At 67.8% G+C, this 15,862-nt stretch carries 11 protein-coding genes; 3 read left to right on the plus strand and 8 right to left on the minus strand.

Going from position 1 to position 15,862, the window contains the following annotated elements; translation table 11 throughout:
• Positions 1-51: 51 nt before the first annotated feature.
• From PX52LOC_RS01000 to PX52LOC_RS01010, 3 genes are all read right to left on the minus strand, one after another.
• On the minus strand, positions 52-1,227 hold the full coding sequence (locus PX52LOC_RS01000; protein ID WP_149108327.1) for a glycosyltransferase family 4 protein: 1,176 nt from the start codon (positions 1,225-1,227) through the stop codon (positions 52-54).
• Positions 1,228-1,250: 23 nt separating this feature from the next.
• Positions 1,251-1,769, minus strand: coding sequence for a thioredoxin family protein (locus tag PX52LOC_RS01005; RefSeq protein WP_149108328.1), 519 nt, complete (start codon positions 1,767-1,769; stop codon positions 1,251-1,253).
• A 95-nt stretch (positions 1,770-1,864) separates the two neighbouring features.
• Complete coding sequence (locus PX52LOC_RS01010) at positions 1,865-2,536, minus strand: DUF2293 domain-containing protein (protein ID WP_149108329.1); 672 nt, start codon at positions 2,534-2,536, stop codon at positions 1,865-1,867.
• Positions 2,537-2,753: 217 nt separating this feature from the next.
• Between PX52LOC_RS01010 and PX52LOC_RS01015 the strand changes: the two genes are divergently transcribed.
• Complete coding sequence (locus PX52LOC_RS01015; protein ID WP_149108330.1) at positions 2,754-4,253, plus strand: alginate export family protein; 1,500 nt, start codon at positions 2,754-2,756, stop codon at positions 4,251-4,253.
• A 111-nt stretch (positions 4,254-4,364) separates the two neighbouring features.
• Positions 4,365-7,148, plus strand: coding sequence for a response regulator (locus PX52LOC_RS01020; RefSeq protein ID WP_149108331.1), 2,784 nt, complete (start codon positions 4,365-4,367; stop codon positions 7,146-7,148).
• On the opposite strand, the gene PX52LOC_RS01025 is transcribed toward PX52LOC_RS01020, so the two are convergent.
• The 5 genes from PX52LOC_RS01025 to PX52LOC_RS01045 all read right to left on the minus strand — a co-directional run bounded on the left by PX52LOC_RS01025 (position 7,102) and on the right by PX52LOC_RS01045 (position 13,923).
• Positions 7,102-8,535, minus strand: a complete 1,434-nt coding sequence (locus tag PX52LOC_RS01025; protein ID WP_149108332.1) for a TonB-dependent receptor — start codon at positions 8,533-8,535, stop codon at positions 7,102-7,104. The genes PX52LOC_RS01020 and PX52LOC_RS01025 overlap by 47 nt on opposite strands.
• A 1-nt stretch (position 8,536) precedes the next feature.
• A complete protein-coding gene (locus PX52LOC_RS01030; RefSeq protein WP_149108333.1) occupies positions 8,537-8,989 on the minus strand; it encodes a response regulator in 453 nt (150 codons plus the stop codon).
• A gap of 69 nt (positions 8,990-9,058) precedes the next feature.
• Positions 9,059-10,471 carry a Dyp-type peroxidase gene (locus PX52LOC_RS01035; protein ID WP_149108334.1) on the minus strand — a complete coding sequence of 471 codons (1,413 nt, stop codon included), beginning with the start codon at positions 10,469-10,471 and terminating at the stop codon, positions 9,059-9,061.
• 15 nt (positions 10,472-10,486) lie between these two features.
• The gene (locus tag PX52LOC_RS01040) at positions 10,487-12,382 is read right to left on the minus strand and encodes a hypothetical protein (RefSeq protein WP_149108335.1); all 1,896 of its coding nucleotides are present in this window, start codon (positions 12,380-12,382) and stop codon (positions 10,487-10,489) included.
• Between the two features lie 251 nt (positions 12,383-12,633).
• Entirely contained in the window at positions 12,634-13,923 is a 1,290-nt protein-coding gene (locus PX52LOC_RS01045; RefSeq protein WP_149108336.1) for a dicarboxylate/amino acid:cation symporter, read from the minus strand.
• 104 nt (positions 13,924-14,027) lie between these two features.
• Here PX52LOC_RS01045 and PX52LOC_RS01050 point away from each other — a divergent pair, with 104 nt between their 5' ends.
• Positions 14,028-15,857, plus strand: coding sequence for a phosphoenolpyruvate carboxykinase (GTP) (locus tag PX52LOC_RS01050; RefSeq protein ID WP_149108337.1), 1,830 nt, complete (start codon positions 14,028-14,030; stop codon positions 15,855-15,857).
• The last annotated feature ends 5 nt before the right edge of the window (positions 15,858-15,862 follow it).

The following is a 15,862-nucleotide window of genomic DNA, read 5'->3' on the forward strand; positions in this document are numbered from 1 at the left end:
GAACCCGGCGCGACAAGAATCGGGCAAACCGGGCTTGAGTCGCGGGGCCAGTCAAGCCGCCCACCGCACGGGCACGGCGGTCGGTTTCAGCCCCAGTACTTGGCGGTAGACGGCCAGCGTTTCGGTCGCGGCTCGCTTCCAGGTGAACTGCCGGGCGTGGGCCGTGCCGCCGCGGCGCAGTTCGGCCTCGAAGTCGCGGTCGGTCGCGGTCCGGTGCAGCACCTCACGCCACGAGGCCACGTCGGTCGTTTCCACGAACGCGGCGTGACGGCCGACGACTTCGCGCACAGCGGCAGACGAGTTCGACGCGATCACGCCACCGCCGCAGGCGAGCATTTCCACCGGCGGAAGGCCGAAACCTTCGTAGTGCGACGGGAACAGCAGGGCGGTCGCCCCGCCGTAGATCGCGGGCAGGTCAGCGGCACTAACATAGCCGAGGCGGATCACGCCGGCCGGGTGCGCGGCCAGGAACTCACGTTCCGGCTCCGACTTCCAGCCCCACGGCCCGGCGAGGACCAGCGGGCAGCTTTCGCGCACGTTCGCGGGCAGGTCGGCGAACGCCTTGAGCACAGTGAGGATGTTTTTCCGTGGTTCGATCGTGCCGACGCACAGGAAATACCGTGGCGGCAGTTTCAGGCGCTCGCGGGCGACTTCCAATTCCTGCGGCGGCAGTGGGCGGAACTCGTCGCCGACGCCGATCCAGACGGGCGTGATCTTGTTCGGCTTCACGCCGAGGTGGTCGATCAACTCGCGGCGGACTTCGTGCGTCAACGTCAGGATGTGTTCCGCCCGCCGCAGTGCCGGGCCGAAGTGCCGTTCGTGATGGCGGACGCGGTCGGCCGGGTGCCATTCGGGGTGGAGCAGCACCGACAGGTCGTGGGCCGAGACGACGGTCGGCAGGCCGGTCGCGAACGGGATGAAGTTCGGTTCGTGGTAGAGTTGGTAGCCGAGCGCGCGGCAGTGCCGGGCGAAGTGAATCTCCACGGCCGTTTTGCCGAGGTGCTTCAGCAAACCCTTGAACGCCGGCACGAGCGATCCCATCCGGCCCGGCTTCCCGGACCCGCCCCCGCCGTTGGCGAGGCTGAGGCAGCGGCGGATGACGCGAGCGCGCGAGTCGCCGGGGTAGAGCGCGACTTCGTCGCCCATCTCGGCGTGCAGCCGGGCGACGTAGTGCCCGATGCCGGTCTTCGGCTTCAGGGCGGCGAGTCCGTTCATCACCACGCGCATCAAGTCATTCTCCGGCGGTGTTCTCAATCGCCACGGTTGAGGGCGGCCGCGATCTTCGGGTAAAGGGCTTCCAGGCTCGCACCGACCGACTCGGGGACTCGCCGCTTTTCTTCCGGCTTGCTCGCGACCGGCTGCTTCGCCATCGCGGGGGCCTTGTCTAGCAGTTCGAGCATCTGCGTCGCGTCCAAATACCCCGTGTGCCGGCCTACGACTTTGCCGTCCGCCGTCGCGACGATGATCGTCGGGTAAGCGGTGACCTCCAGGGCGGCCGTCAGTTTTCGCTCTGCGTGGCCGTCGAGTTTCACCGCGATGAACCGCTCGCCCAACCGCTTGACGACGGCTGGGTCACGGAAAGTCGTGGCGTCGAGCTTGCGACAGAACACGCACGACTCGGTCCCGAAGTCGAGCAAGAGGGCCTTCCCGGTCTCGGCCGCTTCCTTCCGGGCCGCTTTGTAGTCGTCCCGCCACTGAATGTCCTGGGCACCCACCGGCCGGGCGAGGAGGAACACGAGGGTCAGGATTAGGAGCAGCATTCGCGGCATGGGGGGCCTCACGTCGGGGCGGGTAGCATCCCAACTCGGCCCGCCGGGGTCAACCCGGACCGGGTGGCGACTCCCCGCCAACACAACGGCGAGCGTCACGCGGCCGAAAGCGCCGACGCGAGCGGGCAGGTGGCGGCCGCCGGTTCGCCGCGGCGGTAGCGGCCCAGGAGTTCGACCGACCGCCGGGCGAGCATCCGCCGGACTTCCCGCCGCTTGCCCTTCACGCGGGCGATGGTCATGCCGTCGTAGCCGGTCGTCTGGTGCCGCATCCACGCGATCACTGCGGCCTCGGCTCGCTGCTCGACGGGGATGCGCTTCGTCCGGGCGACGGTGCCGCTGCCGACGGGCGTGGCGTGGGCGGTCACGGCGTGGGCGATCTGCCCCGCGAGGTTCGCGTGCGTCGGGTGGAACGCCAGGAACGCGACGACGGCCCCGTGGAAGTCCTCGACGTACTCGGCCTGGGCCCGCTCCCGGCGCTGGGCGTCTGCCGCCTTCTTCTTCGCGAAGCCTTCCGTCGCTCGTTCTGCGTCAAGGTCGGCCCGGATGCGCTCGATCGTCTCTCGGGCCGCCCAGACGCCGCGGGAGAAGACCTTTCGCCCCTTCTTCTCGGCCACGACCCAGTGGTCCCCGGCCGCCTTGACGCGGCGGGTCAGGCCGGCATCGCCGGGCGGCAGCAGAACCCAGCCGGCCGGGGCGGTCAGCACTTTGCCGTCGGCGGCCCGCACGCTGTTCGGCGTCGGCCCGGGGGTGAAAGTGGTGTCACTCATGGCGCGTTCCTTCGCGATGGTGGAATCCGTTCTCTACCAGATTATCGCGCATTCGGATTCGGCGAACTCTTTCTGCCCCGATACTCGCAAGATCATCCCCAGGAGAAGACGATAGGGGGTTACACCACCTTCTGCCGTCGGAGTGTGGTGTGCCCGGCTGGTACCTCTGCCCGACCCCAGCCGGTTGGTTTGAGGAGGGTTTACCGGACCACTTGTCATGGGTCGGCTTCGGCATTCGCCGGTCTTGTGGCACGCCGCGATTCTGTACGTCCTCTTCGTCGTTCCAGCGGCGATCGGCCAAGACCCCGGAGCGATGATCCCGGAAGTCAGCGCTGGGCCGCTCGAACCCGCAGCGAAGCCCCCGCCCCCGCCCGCAAAGGCACCGCCCAACCCGTACCACGACCCCTTCTACAAGAACGATTTCCGATATCTCGACGACCCGAATTTCGTGTCGCGCGACCCCTTCGATGTACTCAAACGGCTCGTGCCGGTGCCCGGGACCATCCTCGACCTCGGCGGCGAGTATAGTCTCCGGCTTCACAACGAGTACAACCTGCGGCTGAACAACCGTGGGAACGATTTTCTGCTGACGCGAACGCGGCTCTACGCCGACCTGCACTGCGGCGAATGGTTCCGGGTCTACGCCGAGGCGGTCGATTCGACGAGTTCGTTCGAACGACTCCCGCCGCGGTTGGGCGAGGAAAATCGGTGGGACTCGAACAACCTGTTCGGCGACCTCCGGGCGTGGCAAGATAGCAACGGCGGAACGCTGACGGCCCGGGTCGGGCGGCAGGAACTCGACTACGGGAACCAACGGCTGATCGCGTCCGCCCCGTGGACCAACACCCGCATCACCTACGACGGGGCCAGGGCGTTGTTGGCGAGCAAGACCTGGGACGTGGACGCCTTCTGGACGCGATTGGTCCCGCTAGCCCAGCACATCAACAACGACCACGACTTCGACCAGTCCGACCCAAAGCAGCAGTTGACCGGGCTGTACGCCACCCGGCACGACCGGCCGAACGAGACGATCGACGCCTACTTCCTGCGGCTCGAAAATCGCAACCCCGTGGCCCGCGGCGGGGACGGTGTGGTGGGCGGGTTCGACGCGAACACGGTCGGCGGCCGGTGGAAGGGCCGCCGCGACGCCTGGCTGTGGGAGGCCGAAGGCGCGTACCAGTTCGGCGCGTACGGCCACGACCGGCAGTCGGCGGGGTTCTACGTCGTCGGCGTCGGCCGCCAGTTCGACGCGGTGCCGACGACCCCGACCCTCTGGGCGTACTACGACTGGGCGTCGGGTGACGCCGACCCGACGGACCGCCGCCGCGGCACGTTCAACCAACTCCTTCCGCAGACGCACATCTTCCTCGGGCTGGGGGACATCGTCGGCCGGCAGAACCTGCGGGACGTGAACTTCCAACTCACCGCCCGGCCGGACCCGCACGTCACCCTGATCGCCGAATTGCACCTGTTCTGGTTGCAACAGGCCCGCGACTCGCTGTACAACAATGCTGGGGTGCCCGTCCGGACCGATTCGACGGGGCGGGCGGGGAGCCGCGTGGGGCAGGAAGCCGATTTCACGGCCCAGGTGCGACTGAACCAGCACGCGAACCTGCTGGTCAGTTACGGGCACTTCTTCCCCGGTCCGTTCCTGAGCCAGACCGGGGGCAGTCGCCCCGCGGACTTCCTGTACACCTGGCTCACGTTCAAGTTCTAGTCGCCGAACGACCCCACTTTCTCCCCACAGGTCGATCCCGTGTACGACCCCCTTCCCCCCCGGTGGATCAGGCGCTACCGGATCGTTTCCCGGGCCGCCAGTCTCACGGCCGTGGCCGTGAGTGTCATCGTCCTGCTCGGCTGGACGTTCAACGTCGACGCTCTCAAGACGGTGTTTTTGGGTAAGATCGCGATGAACCCGGGTGGCACGGCCCTCGGGTTTCTGCTCGCCGGCACTTCTCTCGGGTTGCTCTGCACGGGCCGGCCGGCGGGGGCCCGCCACCGGATGGCAATTCTTTGCGCGGCGGGGGCGTTGGTATTGGGGGCCTTCCGCCTCGTGGGCTACAGCTTCGGGTGGGACTTCGGCCCGGACCGGATCCTCTTCGCCGAGCGGTTGGCGGCCTACGACATCCCGAACCGGATGGCCCCGAACACGGCTGTCGGCCTGGTAATCATCGGCCTGGCCCTGCTGCTCCTGGACGTACAGAACGACCGCCGGTTCCGGCCGGCCCAACCGCTCGCCCTGGCGGTCGCGCTGATCGCGCTACTGGTCCTCATCGGCTACGCCTACAGTGCCGCCGGTCTGACCGGCGTTCAGTCGTTCATCCCGATGGCCTGGATCACGGCGATTGTCTTCGCCGCCCTCAGTGTGGGCGTCCTGTCCGCCCGCCCGGACACGGGCCTGATGGCGGTCGTCACCGCCGGCGGCGCGGGCGGGATCATGGCCCGGCGGTTGCTGCCCGCCGCCGTTCTGGTGCCGGCCGGCCTGGGGTGGGTCCGCCTGTTCGCCGAGGATCAGGCCCTCATCGAACCGGTCACCGGCCTATCACTGTTCGTCTTGTCGAACATCGTGGTCTTCTCGTCGCTCATCTGGTGGAGCGCGGCGTCGCTGAACCGCAGCGATGCCGCGCTGCAACGGGCGAAGGCGGGGGCCGAGGCGGCGAACACGGCCAAGGGCGAGTTCCTGGCGAACATGAGCCACGAAATCCGCACGCCGATGAACGGCATCATCGGCATGACCGAGTTGGCCCTCGACACCGACCTCAACCCCGACCAGCGGGAGTTCATGACGACCGTGAAGATGTCAGCCCACGCCCTCCTCTCGCTGCTCAACGACATCCTCGACTTCTCCAAGATCGAGTCGGGCAAGCTCGAACTCGACCCCGTCCCGTTCGGCCTCCGAGACGCCCTCGGCGACACGATGAAGACGCTCGCCCACCGGGCGGCCACGAAGGGGCTGGAACTCGCCTGCCGCGTGGAACCGGACGTGCCCGACCGCCTCGTCGGCGACGCCGGGCGGGTCCGGCAGATCGTGGTCAACCTCGTCGGCAACGCCATCAAGTTCACCGAGCGGGGCGAGGTCGTCGTGAGCGTCGGGGTGGTGTGGCGGAGCGCAACCGAGGCCGTCCTCCAGTTCTCCGTCCGCGACACTGGCATCGGCATCCCCGCCGAAAAGCTCGGCCGCCTCTTCAAGGCGTTCTCCCAGGCCGACACGTCCACCACCCGCAAGTACGGCGGCACCGGGCTGGGCCTCGCGATTTCCCAGCGGTTGGCCGAGATGACCGGCGGCCGCACGTGGGTCGAGAGTACCGTCGGCGAGGGGAGCACGTTCCACTTCACCACCCGCTTGGGCCTGCAAACGGGTCCGGCCCCGGCCCCGGTCACCTCCACCGTCGCCCTGAAAGACCTGCCCGTGCTGGTCGTGGACGATAACGCCACAAACCGCCGCATCCTCCAGGAACTCTTGACCATCTGGGGGATGAAGCCGACCGTCGTGGACGGCGGCGCGGCCGCCCTGAACACGCTCCGCCACGCCGCCGAGGTCGGCGAGACGTTCGCGATCGTGCTGCTCGACTACATGATGCCGGGGATGGACGGCTTCACGCTGGCGGGGGAGATCAAGCAGCACCCGGAGTTGACCCACGCCAGCCTGGTCATGCTGTCGTCCGCGACCGGCCCCCGGGAGCGCGACCGCTGCCGCGAAGTGGGGATCGCGGCGTACTTGTCGAAGCCGATCAAGCAGTCCGAACTGCTGGACGCGCTGGTGACGAGCCTGGGCGGCGTGCCGGCCGACCCGCCCACCCCCAACCCGGCCCCGGCCCGCACGAGCGGCCGGCATCTCCGCATCCTGCTGGCCGAGGACAACGCGGTGAACCAGACGCTGGCCGTGCGGGTGCTGAAGAAGTGGGGCCATACGGTCGTGGTGGCCAACAACGGCCGCGAGGCCGTCGACGCCCTGTTCGGCGAGGGGGCGGCCTTCGACGTGGTGCTGATGGACGTGCAGATGCCGGAGATGGACGGGTTCGAGGCGACCGCCGCCATCCGCGACCGCGAACGGACGACCGGCACCCACATGCCGGTCGTCGCCATGACGGCGCACGCCATGAAGGGCGACCGGGAGCGGTGCCTGGAGGCGGGCATGGACGGGTATGTGACCAAGCCGCTACGGCCGGAGGAACTGTTCGCCACCCTCGAAGGTCTGGACACCGGGATCGCGATTCCCGCGCCCCCGGCCTACGACACGGTGGGCGCGCTCGAACGGACCGGCGGGGACAAGGACTTGCTGAAGGAGTTGGCCGGGCTGTTCCTGGACGAAGTTCCGACGCTGATGGGGCAGATCAATGAGGGCATCGCGAATCGGGACGGGCCGGGACTCCGCATGGCGGCCCACACACTGAAGGGGTCGGCCGGGACGTTCGCCGCCGCGGAGACGTGCGACGCCGCATGGCGGCTGGAGCAGGCCGGGCGGGACGAGGTCTGGGCCGACACCGCGGCCGCGTGGGTGGCGCTGGAGGCGGCCGTCGGGCGGTTGGTCCCGGCCCTGCAAGAACTGACCGGCACCGCCGAGGCTACGCCGGCGGGCCGCCCCGATAGCCGAAATAGCCCCGGGCCTTGATGACCGCCGCGACGCCGGGCGGGACCATCTCTTCCCACGCCGGGTCGCTGGCCGCGATCTTCCGCAACACGTCGGGCGTGAAGATCGACAGGCAGCGGTCGTCGAAGTTGTTCAACTGCTCGATGCACCGGCTATCTACCAGGTACCCGTACAGCTTGCGGAGCTTCGGCGAGACTTCCAGGTTCTGAACCGCCGTCAGGTCGCCGGTGGCCGGGTCCAACAGCGGGTAGATGTAGAGCTTCAGGTCGTTCTTGAACAACCGACCGAACGACTCCAGGATGCCGCCTTCCAGTTGCGTGTAGAACTTCTCGTCGAACATCTCGCGGAGGGTGGGCAGGCCCATCACGATGCCGATCTGCTTCTTCGTGTACCGGGCGAGGTACGCGGCCAGCCGGTAGTACTCGAAGTAGTTGGAGATGAGCACCGTCATCCCCTCGGCGGCCAGCAGGTCGGCCCGCGCGAGGAAGTCTTGGTAGTCCAGTTCGCCGGCCACCATGAGGCTGTGCATGGTGAGTTCCATGAGCTGCACGACCGCCTCGCCGCGGACGGCCGGCTCTTGCAGGAACTGCTCGCGGGCGCAGCGGTGCATGTCGAGGTGGACCCGCGTGACCGGGCGGAAGCTGCCGCGTTCGACCAGGATCGGCTTCTTGTACAGCACTTCCGAGGGCTGAAGGACCGTGCCGTCGGCCGCGAACATGGCCGCGTTGCTGAGCCCGAGTTGCACGAGCTTCAGGCTCATGACGCGGTTGTCCACGGCCCGGAACGCGGCCCCCGAGAACTCGACCATGTCGATTTCGAGCCGCTGCACGGTGAGGCTGTCGAGCAGCGAGTCGAGGAGGTGTTCCGGCTCGTGGTGGTGGAAGAACGCGCCGTACAGGAGGTTCACGCCGACGATGCCGAGCGCCTCTTGCTGTTGAGCGTTCTCGGCGTCGAGCATCCGCACGTGGATGAGCACCTGGCTGGCCGCGGCCCGGGGGTGGGCCTGGAACTTGACGCCCAGCCAGCCGTGGCACTCGTTCGTGCCCTTGTAGTTGCGGGCCGACACGGTGTCGGCGAAGGCGAAGAACGCCGTCGTCGCCCCGCGGGCGGCGTCGAGCGGGCGGACGGTGCCCTCGAACTCGAAATCGAGCATGCTCTGCAACCGTGCCCGACAGACGTACCGCTCGCACGTGCCGTAGTACGTGTCGCTGATCGTCATGTCGTAGGCGGAGATGCTCTTGGCAATGGTCCCGGCCGCCCCGCCGACCTGGAAGAACCAGCGGACGACTTCCTGCCCCGCGCCGATTTCGGCGAACGCGCCGTACCGGCCGCGGTCGATGTTGATTCGCAGCGCCTTCTCGCGGGGGTCCGGCTTACCGTTCGGCGTGTCGGCCGTGGGCGTCGGCATCTCATCCTCCGGGGCGGTCGGCGGCCTTTTGCAGCGACTCCTGGGCCGCCCGCAGTTCGCGGTTCTGCTCCGCGAGGGCCTGCTCCAGTTTGACGATTCGCTCGCCCGCCCGCAGGCGGACTCGCAGCTCTTCCGCGAGGAACGGCTTGCCCACGAAGTCGTCGGCCCCGGCGTCCATCCCCTCGACGAGATCTTCCTTCTGCGACCGCGACGTGAGCAGGATGGCGTAGACGTAGTTCGGCCGGGTGCTGGCCCGGATGCGGCGGATCAGTTCCCGCCCGTCCATCTCGGGCATCATCCAATCGCTAATGACGATGGAGAAGTCGCCCTGTTCGAACCGCTGCCAGGCGTCCGCGCCGTTCACGGCCACGGTAACCTCGTACCCCCACTTCTGTAAGTAACTCTGTAACAACCGGCGGGAGACGGGGTCGTCGTCCGCGATCAGGATTTTCATGGGCGATCTCCAGGCGGTCCGCCGACGGACCGTCAGATATTCTACACGCCTCGACCAACCAACGCGGACTTACCCCGCGGCCAGCGCCGCCAGCGCGTCCATCCCCGGCAGGAAGAAGTACGCCCCGCCGACGACGTTCACGAACCGCGTCACGCCGTGGACCCGCTCGCGGAACGGGTCGGCCGGCACGGTGAACGTGGTTTCCTTGGCCGACTGAAACGTGACGGGATCGACGATCCGGCTCGGGTCGCCGATCAGCGGGTCGGTCTCCTGGTAGAGCGAACCGAAGACCGGGTTGTGAACCCACGTGTGCATGATGAATTCGAACTGCCGGTCGATGTTCGCGTTCAGGGCCATGAACAGCAGGCCGCGCTTCTGGCCGTCGGGCTGGTACTTGTCAGCCGCGCGGGGGCCGTAATTGCGGCCGCGCCGCAACACGCGGTGCCGTTGGGCGACCAGGAGCGAAGTCTTCGGGTCGTCGGCCAACTGCATCCCCCGCGGGTTCGACCGGCGGACGTGCGACCCCACCGGCATGCCGTGGCCGAGCGGGTCGTCGGTCAGGTCGAACGTGTCGTCGTCCGGCACGAGCGAGAGCGGGTCGGCGGTCTGGCCGGGGCGGACCCGTGCGCCGCTCGGCCACCGGCCGACGATCTTGGCCGCCAGCCACTCCGCCCGGTCGCGACTGCCGGCCCGCGCGGCGAGGAAGTTCCAGAACGCGCTCACGTCCTGCTCGAACTGGCGAAACACGACGTAGCTGCCGTTCGTACCGAACGGCTTCTTCGCCGGGCCGATGAGAAGTTTCTCCCGACCAGGGATCAGGTTCTCGTTCCCGTAGGCGTTCGCGTAGCCGAACACGAACTCGCCGGCCGGCACGGCTTGCGGGTCGCTGCGCGTTTTCTCGTCGTCATCTGGAACGACGGGGACGGGTTGCGAGATGCCGTCGGCGAAGCCGAAGTGCTCGCGGGAGGCGCCCTCCAGCGGCGTCGTGGCGATCGGGGCCACGACCTGCGTTAGCCCGTGGGCCAGGTATTTCGCTCCTTCTCCCACTTCCAGCGTCGCGAGGCGGGCCACATCCGGCGCGAAGAGTAACAGAAGCACATCGACCGGGTGCGCGGCATTCCCCCACGCCCACTGATCGGGGGCCGACGGGCCGAAGTCGGCGAGGATGCGGGTGCGCCGCTCCGAGGTCATACCCTCCTGGAACGCCAGCTCGAAGGTTTCGAGGGCCTCCGCCGTCAGACCCAGCTTCGCCAACCCGTCGTGGGAGAAGGCGACGTTGAGGCAAAAGTTCTGTTCCTCGGCCGGCTTCGGGGCGTCGTCCGGCACACCCCGCGTCACCCGCGGGAGGAGGTCGGCCAGCCACGCCTTCGCCGCGGCGGGGTCGGCGATCCGCAGCAGGTGGTACGACGCCACGACCATCCGCTTGCCGTAGCCGCTGAAGACGAGGCCCTGAATGTCGCCGTGGTCCCAGTTCGCGTTCATCGTGCCCCGTGTCGGTTAAAGGCGTTGGAGCCAGCGGGCCGCGTCGGTCAGTTCGCCGGAGAGGCCGAGCCGGAACTCGCGGTTGTTGGCGATGTGCTTCATGGACAGGTGCGGGTACGCGCTGAACCAGAGCAGGTCCGTCCGCTGGCTCAAGCGGGCGTAGTTCTTGAACCACTGTTCGTCCCGCGACCCGCCGCGGAGGAACAGCCAATCGGTGTGGGGGAAGCCCTGCCGCGCGGCGAGTTGCGTGTTGCTCCACACTGCGGTCAGGCCGTTGCTCGCCCGGTCCACGAACTCGCCGAGGTAGTTTTCCCAACTGCCGTCGTAGTTGCTCAGGAACAGCAGCCGCGGCGTCTGGCCGGGCGGCGCGAGGACCACCCACCGGGCGAAGTGAATCGTGACGATGCCGCTCAGGTCGCCCCGCGTGGCGACGAACCGGGCGAGCAGGTTGATCGCCACCAGCACCGCCCGGAGGGTGAGCAACCGCAGCCACCCGGCCTTCACGTTCGTGATGCTCACGAGGTGGTTCTGCAACTGCGTGTCCTCGTGGCCCTGCAACTTCTGAATGGCGCTCAGCGGGATGACGACGCGGTTCTGCGGGTCGGTCTCCTCCCGGCCACGCAACCACACGACGTAGGACAGGGCGACGAAGATGAGGCCGACCACCACCACGGCCACGGCCACCGCGAGCGCCTTCGGGCCGTCGAACGCCGCGAGTCCCCAGCCGTAGCCGATCAGCCCGATGACGATGCCGGCGAGGGCGGCGTAGAGGACGTTCATGCCGAACTGCACCCGCCACAGCGTCGGCACGAGTTGGTCCACCCACGCGAGGCCCGGCTGCGACCGGACGAACGCCTGAAGCTCTGCCCGGCAGGCGTCGGCCGTGGGCTTCTGATACTTCGCCCGGTTCTGATCGAGTTCGGCTTCGACCAACACACGGAGTGCTTGATCGCGTTCGATCTGCTCGCGCGTGGCCCCCGGTTGGCCGACGTACAGGGCCGCCGCCCCGTAGTCGTTCTCGGCCAGGAAGTCGGCCACCGCGCGGGGCGATGTGGTTGGGCCGGGGAAGCCGTCTGCCCCCTCGTACACGGCGTTCAGGAAGTCCCGGTCGCGGGTCGCCAGGTCTTCCAGAAAGCTCAGGGCGGGGCCGTCGATGTTCCCCTCGAAGACGAGCGTGCCGTCCCCCTGTTCGCCGCGCTCGATCAGGATGAACGAACAGAAATGCAGCCGCGTGTACGGCGAGAACCGCCCCCGGACGCCGAGAAGGTTCGCGCCCAACGGCCCGAGGTACTGCTTCAACGCCGGGACGGCCCGGCCCCGGATTTCCGTGACGATGGAGAACGGCGACTGCGCGTGGGCAGGCGGCTCGTATAGCCCGCCGGCCAGGAATTGCAACAGGTTCTCGACGACCGCGTACACGAACCACAGCACGGCCGCGAGTTCCGGGCGGCCCGCCGCATCAGCAGCGATCCACACCGCCCCGCCGCCGCTCGCGGCCAGCGTCGAGAGGACGGTGATCGGGTTCCACAGCGTCGGCTGGAACGACCGGCCCGTGACCGTGCGGACGGCGATGGCGTGCTTCAGGTGGAAGCCGACGATGAGCGCCAACGTCGCGACCGTCAGGCCGACGTGCGGAATCAGGTAGCCCCAGATCAGCCAGAGCAAAACCTTCCCGGCCGCCAGCAGGAACAGCACGAACAAGCAGAACGGAATGCGGCCCGTCCGGCGGGGGTGCGAGGCCGGCGAGACAATCACGAGAACGGCCGTCAACGCCCACCCGACCAGCCCGCCGGCCAACAGCCAGGGCATCCCGGAGATGGAGTCGCCGTGGTCAACTTCGCGCCGCCACAGGACGAACCCGACGGCTTCCGCGAGCGTTCCGAGAACGATGCCGAGAATCATCAGGGGCATGAGCGGCCACCCGGTGGGGAGGTTAGATTCCGAACGTCGAAACACGGGCCGGTACGAATTCCGGCCCCCTCTCCCCCGGCTTTGAGGGGGAGAGGGTTGGGGTGAGGGGGATGCCTTCAGCCCTCGGAAACTCGTCTCACCGGGAGAAAGGTTTACCCCTCACCCCAACCCTCTCCCCCTCAAAGCCGGGGGAGAGGGAGTCGTTCGGTTGGCCAGACCGCGTGTTAGCGTAGCCGTTGGAATTCCAACATTCAATCTTGTTCTTGATTTTGTTGTTCGCCCGCCAGGACGGCTCGCATCCGCTCGCAATCCACGGCCCCTTCCCACCGGGCGACGACCACCGTGGCGACGCCGTTGCCGATGAGGTTCGTGATCGCCCGCGCCTCGGACATGAAGCGGTCGATACCCAACAAGAGCGCCAGCCCCGCGACCGGCACGTCCGGGACGACCGAGAGCGTGGCCGCGAGCGTGATGAACCCGCCGCCCGTGACCGCCGCCGCCCCCTTCGAGGTCAGCAACAGCACGGCGAGGATCGCCAACTGCTGACCGATGCCGAGCGGCACGTTCGTCGCCTGCGCAATGAATACGGCGGCCATCGTCAGGTAGATTGACGTGCCGTCGAGATTGAACGAGTACCCCGTCGGGATGACCAACCCCACGACCGGCTTCGCACAGCCGAGGTTCTCCAACTTCGTCATCATCCGCGGCAGCGCCGCCTCCGAGGAGGACGTTCCCAGGACGATCAGCAGTTCTTCCTTGATGTACCGCAGAAACGCCCCGATGCGGAAGCCGGCGAGGCGGGCGATGGTGCCGAGGACGAGCGCGACGAACAGGACGCACGTCAGGTACACGCACGCCATCAGTTGGCCGAGCGAGACGAGGGTGCCGAGGCCGAACGCGCCGATGGTGAACGCCATCGCCCCGAACGCGCCGATCGGGGCCGCCCGCATGATGAAGCCAATGGCCAAGAACAGAACGTGCGACAGGCGGTCGAGCAAGTCCACGAGGACGTGCCCCGGTTCGCCGTACAGCGACAGGGCCACGCCGAACAGCACGGAGAACACGAGCACCTGGATGATTTCGCCGCCGGCGAACGCCCCGACCGCGGAGTCCGGGATCATGTGCAACAGCAGATCGACTGCCTTCAGCGACTTCGCCTGCGTCTTGTAGCTCTCGACGGCGGAGGCGTCGAGGGTGGCTGGGTCGGCGTTGATCCCCGCCCCCGGCCGCACGACGTTCACCACGACGAGGCCGATGGCCAGCGCGAGTGTCGAGACGACTTCGAAATAGACGAGCGCCTTCAGCCCGACGCGGCCGACCTTCTTCATGTCGCCGACCTTCGCGATGCCGACGACGACGGTCGTGAAGATGATCGGGGCGATCATCATCTTGATGAGCCGGATGAACCCATCGCCGAGCGGCTTCATCGCGGTGCCGGTGGCCGGGAAGAAGTGGCCGACGGCCGCCCCGAGCGCGATGGCGACGAGCACTTGGAAATACAGGTGGGCGTAGAACGGACGGCGGGCCGGCGGGCTGGGCATGACACGCTCGGAAAAGGAGAACCGGGGCCCTGGGGCCATCGCTCCGTTCCAGTCTTACAATTTCCCTTCCTCTCTGGCCCGATGTCGATTCGAAGGATCACCGCATGAGTACGCCGCCCGAACCCCGCAACGTCGCCACGCCATTGAGCAAGAACGGCCACTTGCTGAAGTGGGTCGAGAAGATGGCCCGCCTGACACAGCCGGCCGCGATCCACTGGGTAGACGGCTCGCAAGCGGAGTACGACGCCCTCTGCACACAGATGGTCGCGAGCGGCTCACTCACCAAACTCAACGAGAACCTCTGGCCGGGTTGCTACTACGCCCGGTCCGACGCGGGCGACGTGGCGCGAGTCGAAGACCGCACGTTCATCTGCTCGTACTCCAAGCACGCGGCCGGGCCGACCAACAACTGGGAAGAGCCGTACCAGATGCGGCGGAAGCTGAAGGAGTTGTTCAACGGCTCGATGCGCGGCCGGACGATGTACGTGCTGCCGTTCAGCATGGGGCCGGTCGGCTCGCCGATGTCGCAGATCGGCGTACAGCTCACCGACTCGCCGTATGTGGTCGTCAGCATGCGGATCATGGCCCGAGTCGGGCTGCCGGTGTACGCCGAGATCGACGCCGGTAAGCGGGTGGTGCCGTGCATGCACACGCTGGGGGCACCGCTGTCGCCGGGGCAGAAGGACGTGCCGTGGCCGTGCAACAAGGAGAAGTACATCGTCCACTTCCCCGAGACGCGGGAGATCTGGTCCTACGGGTCCGGGTACGGCGGCAACGCCCTGCTCGGCAAGAAGTGTTTCGCCCTCCGCATCGCGTCGAACATCGCCCGCGACGAGGGCTGGATGGCCGAGCACATGCTCATCCTCGGCGTCGAGAACCCGCAGGGCGAGAAGACGTACGTGAGTGCCGCGTTCCCGTCGGCGTGCGGCAAGACGAACTTCGCCATGCTCATCCCGCCGGCCGGGTTCGAGGGGTGGAAGGTGTGGACCGTCGGCGACGACATCGCCTGGCTGAAGCCGGACGCCGAGAACCGATTGCGGGCCATCAACCCGGAGAGCGGCTTCTTCGGCGTCGCCCCCGGCACGTCGGTGAAGACGAACCCGAACGCGATGGCGGCCCTGTCGCGCAACACCATCTTCACGAATGTGGCCCTGACGCCGGACGGCGGCGTGTGGTGGGAGGGCATGACCGACGAGCCGCCGGCCGAGTGCCTCGACTGGCAGGGCAAGACGTGGACGCCGCAGATCGCGAAGGAAACCGGCGCGAAGGCGGCCCATCCGAACGCCCGGTTCACGGCCCCAGCGTCGCAGTGCCCGACGATGGACCCGGCGTGGGAAGACCCGGCCGGCGTGCCGATCAGCGCGATCATCTTCGGCGGCCGTCGGTCGTCCACGATCCCGCTCGTGTACCAAGCCTTCAACTGGAGTGCCGGCGTGTACACCGGCGCGACCACGGGGTCCGAGACGACGGCGGCCGCGGTCGGGGCGACGGGGGCGGTCCGCCGCGATCCGATGGCGATGCTGCCGTTCTGCGGCTACCACATGGGCGACTACTTCCGCCACTGGATTCGCATGCAGCGGGAGTTGAGCGAGACGCCGAAGATCTTCCACGTCAACTGGTTCCGCAAGGGGCCGGACGGCAAGTTCCTGTGGCCAGGCTTCGGGCAGAACATGCGGGTGCTGAAGTGGATCGTGGACCGCGTCCGCGGCCGGTCGTTGGGCCGTGAGTCGCCGATCGGCTGGGTGCCGCGGTACGACGACCTGGAGTGGAGCGGCCTCGACTTCTCGCGTGAGCAGTTCGAGCAACTGCAACTCATCGACCGCGATGCGTGGCGTGCCGAAGTGCTGGGGCACGAGGAACTGTTCATCAAGCTCCACGACCGCTTGCCGCCGGAAGCGGTGTACGAGCGCGAGTTGCTGATCTGCCGGCTGTAAGTTTC

It is taken from the genome of Limnoglobus roseus (assembly GCF_008254045.1).
In the GTDB taxonomy this organism is placed as follows: Bacteria; Planctomycetota; Planctomycetia; order Gemmatales; family Gemmataceae; genus Limnoglobus; species Limnoglobus roseus.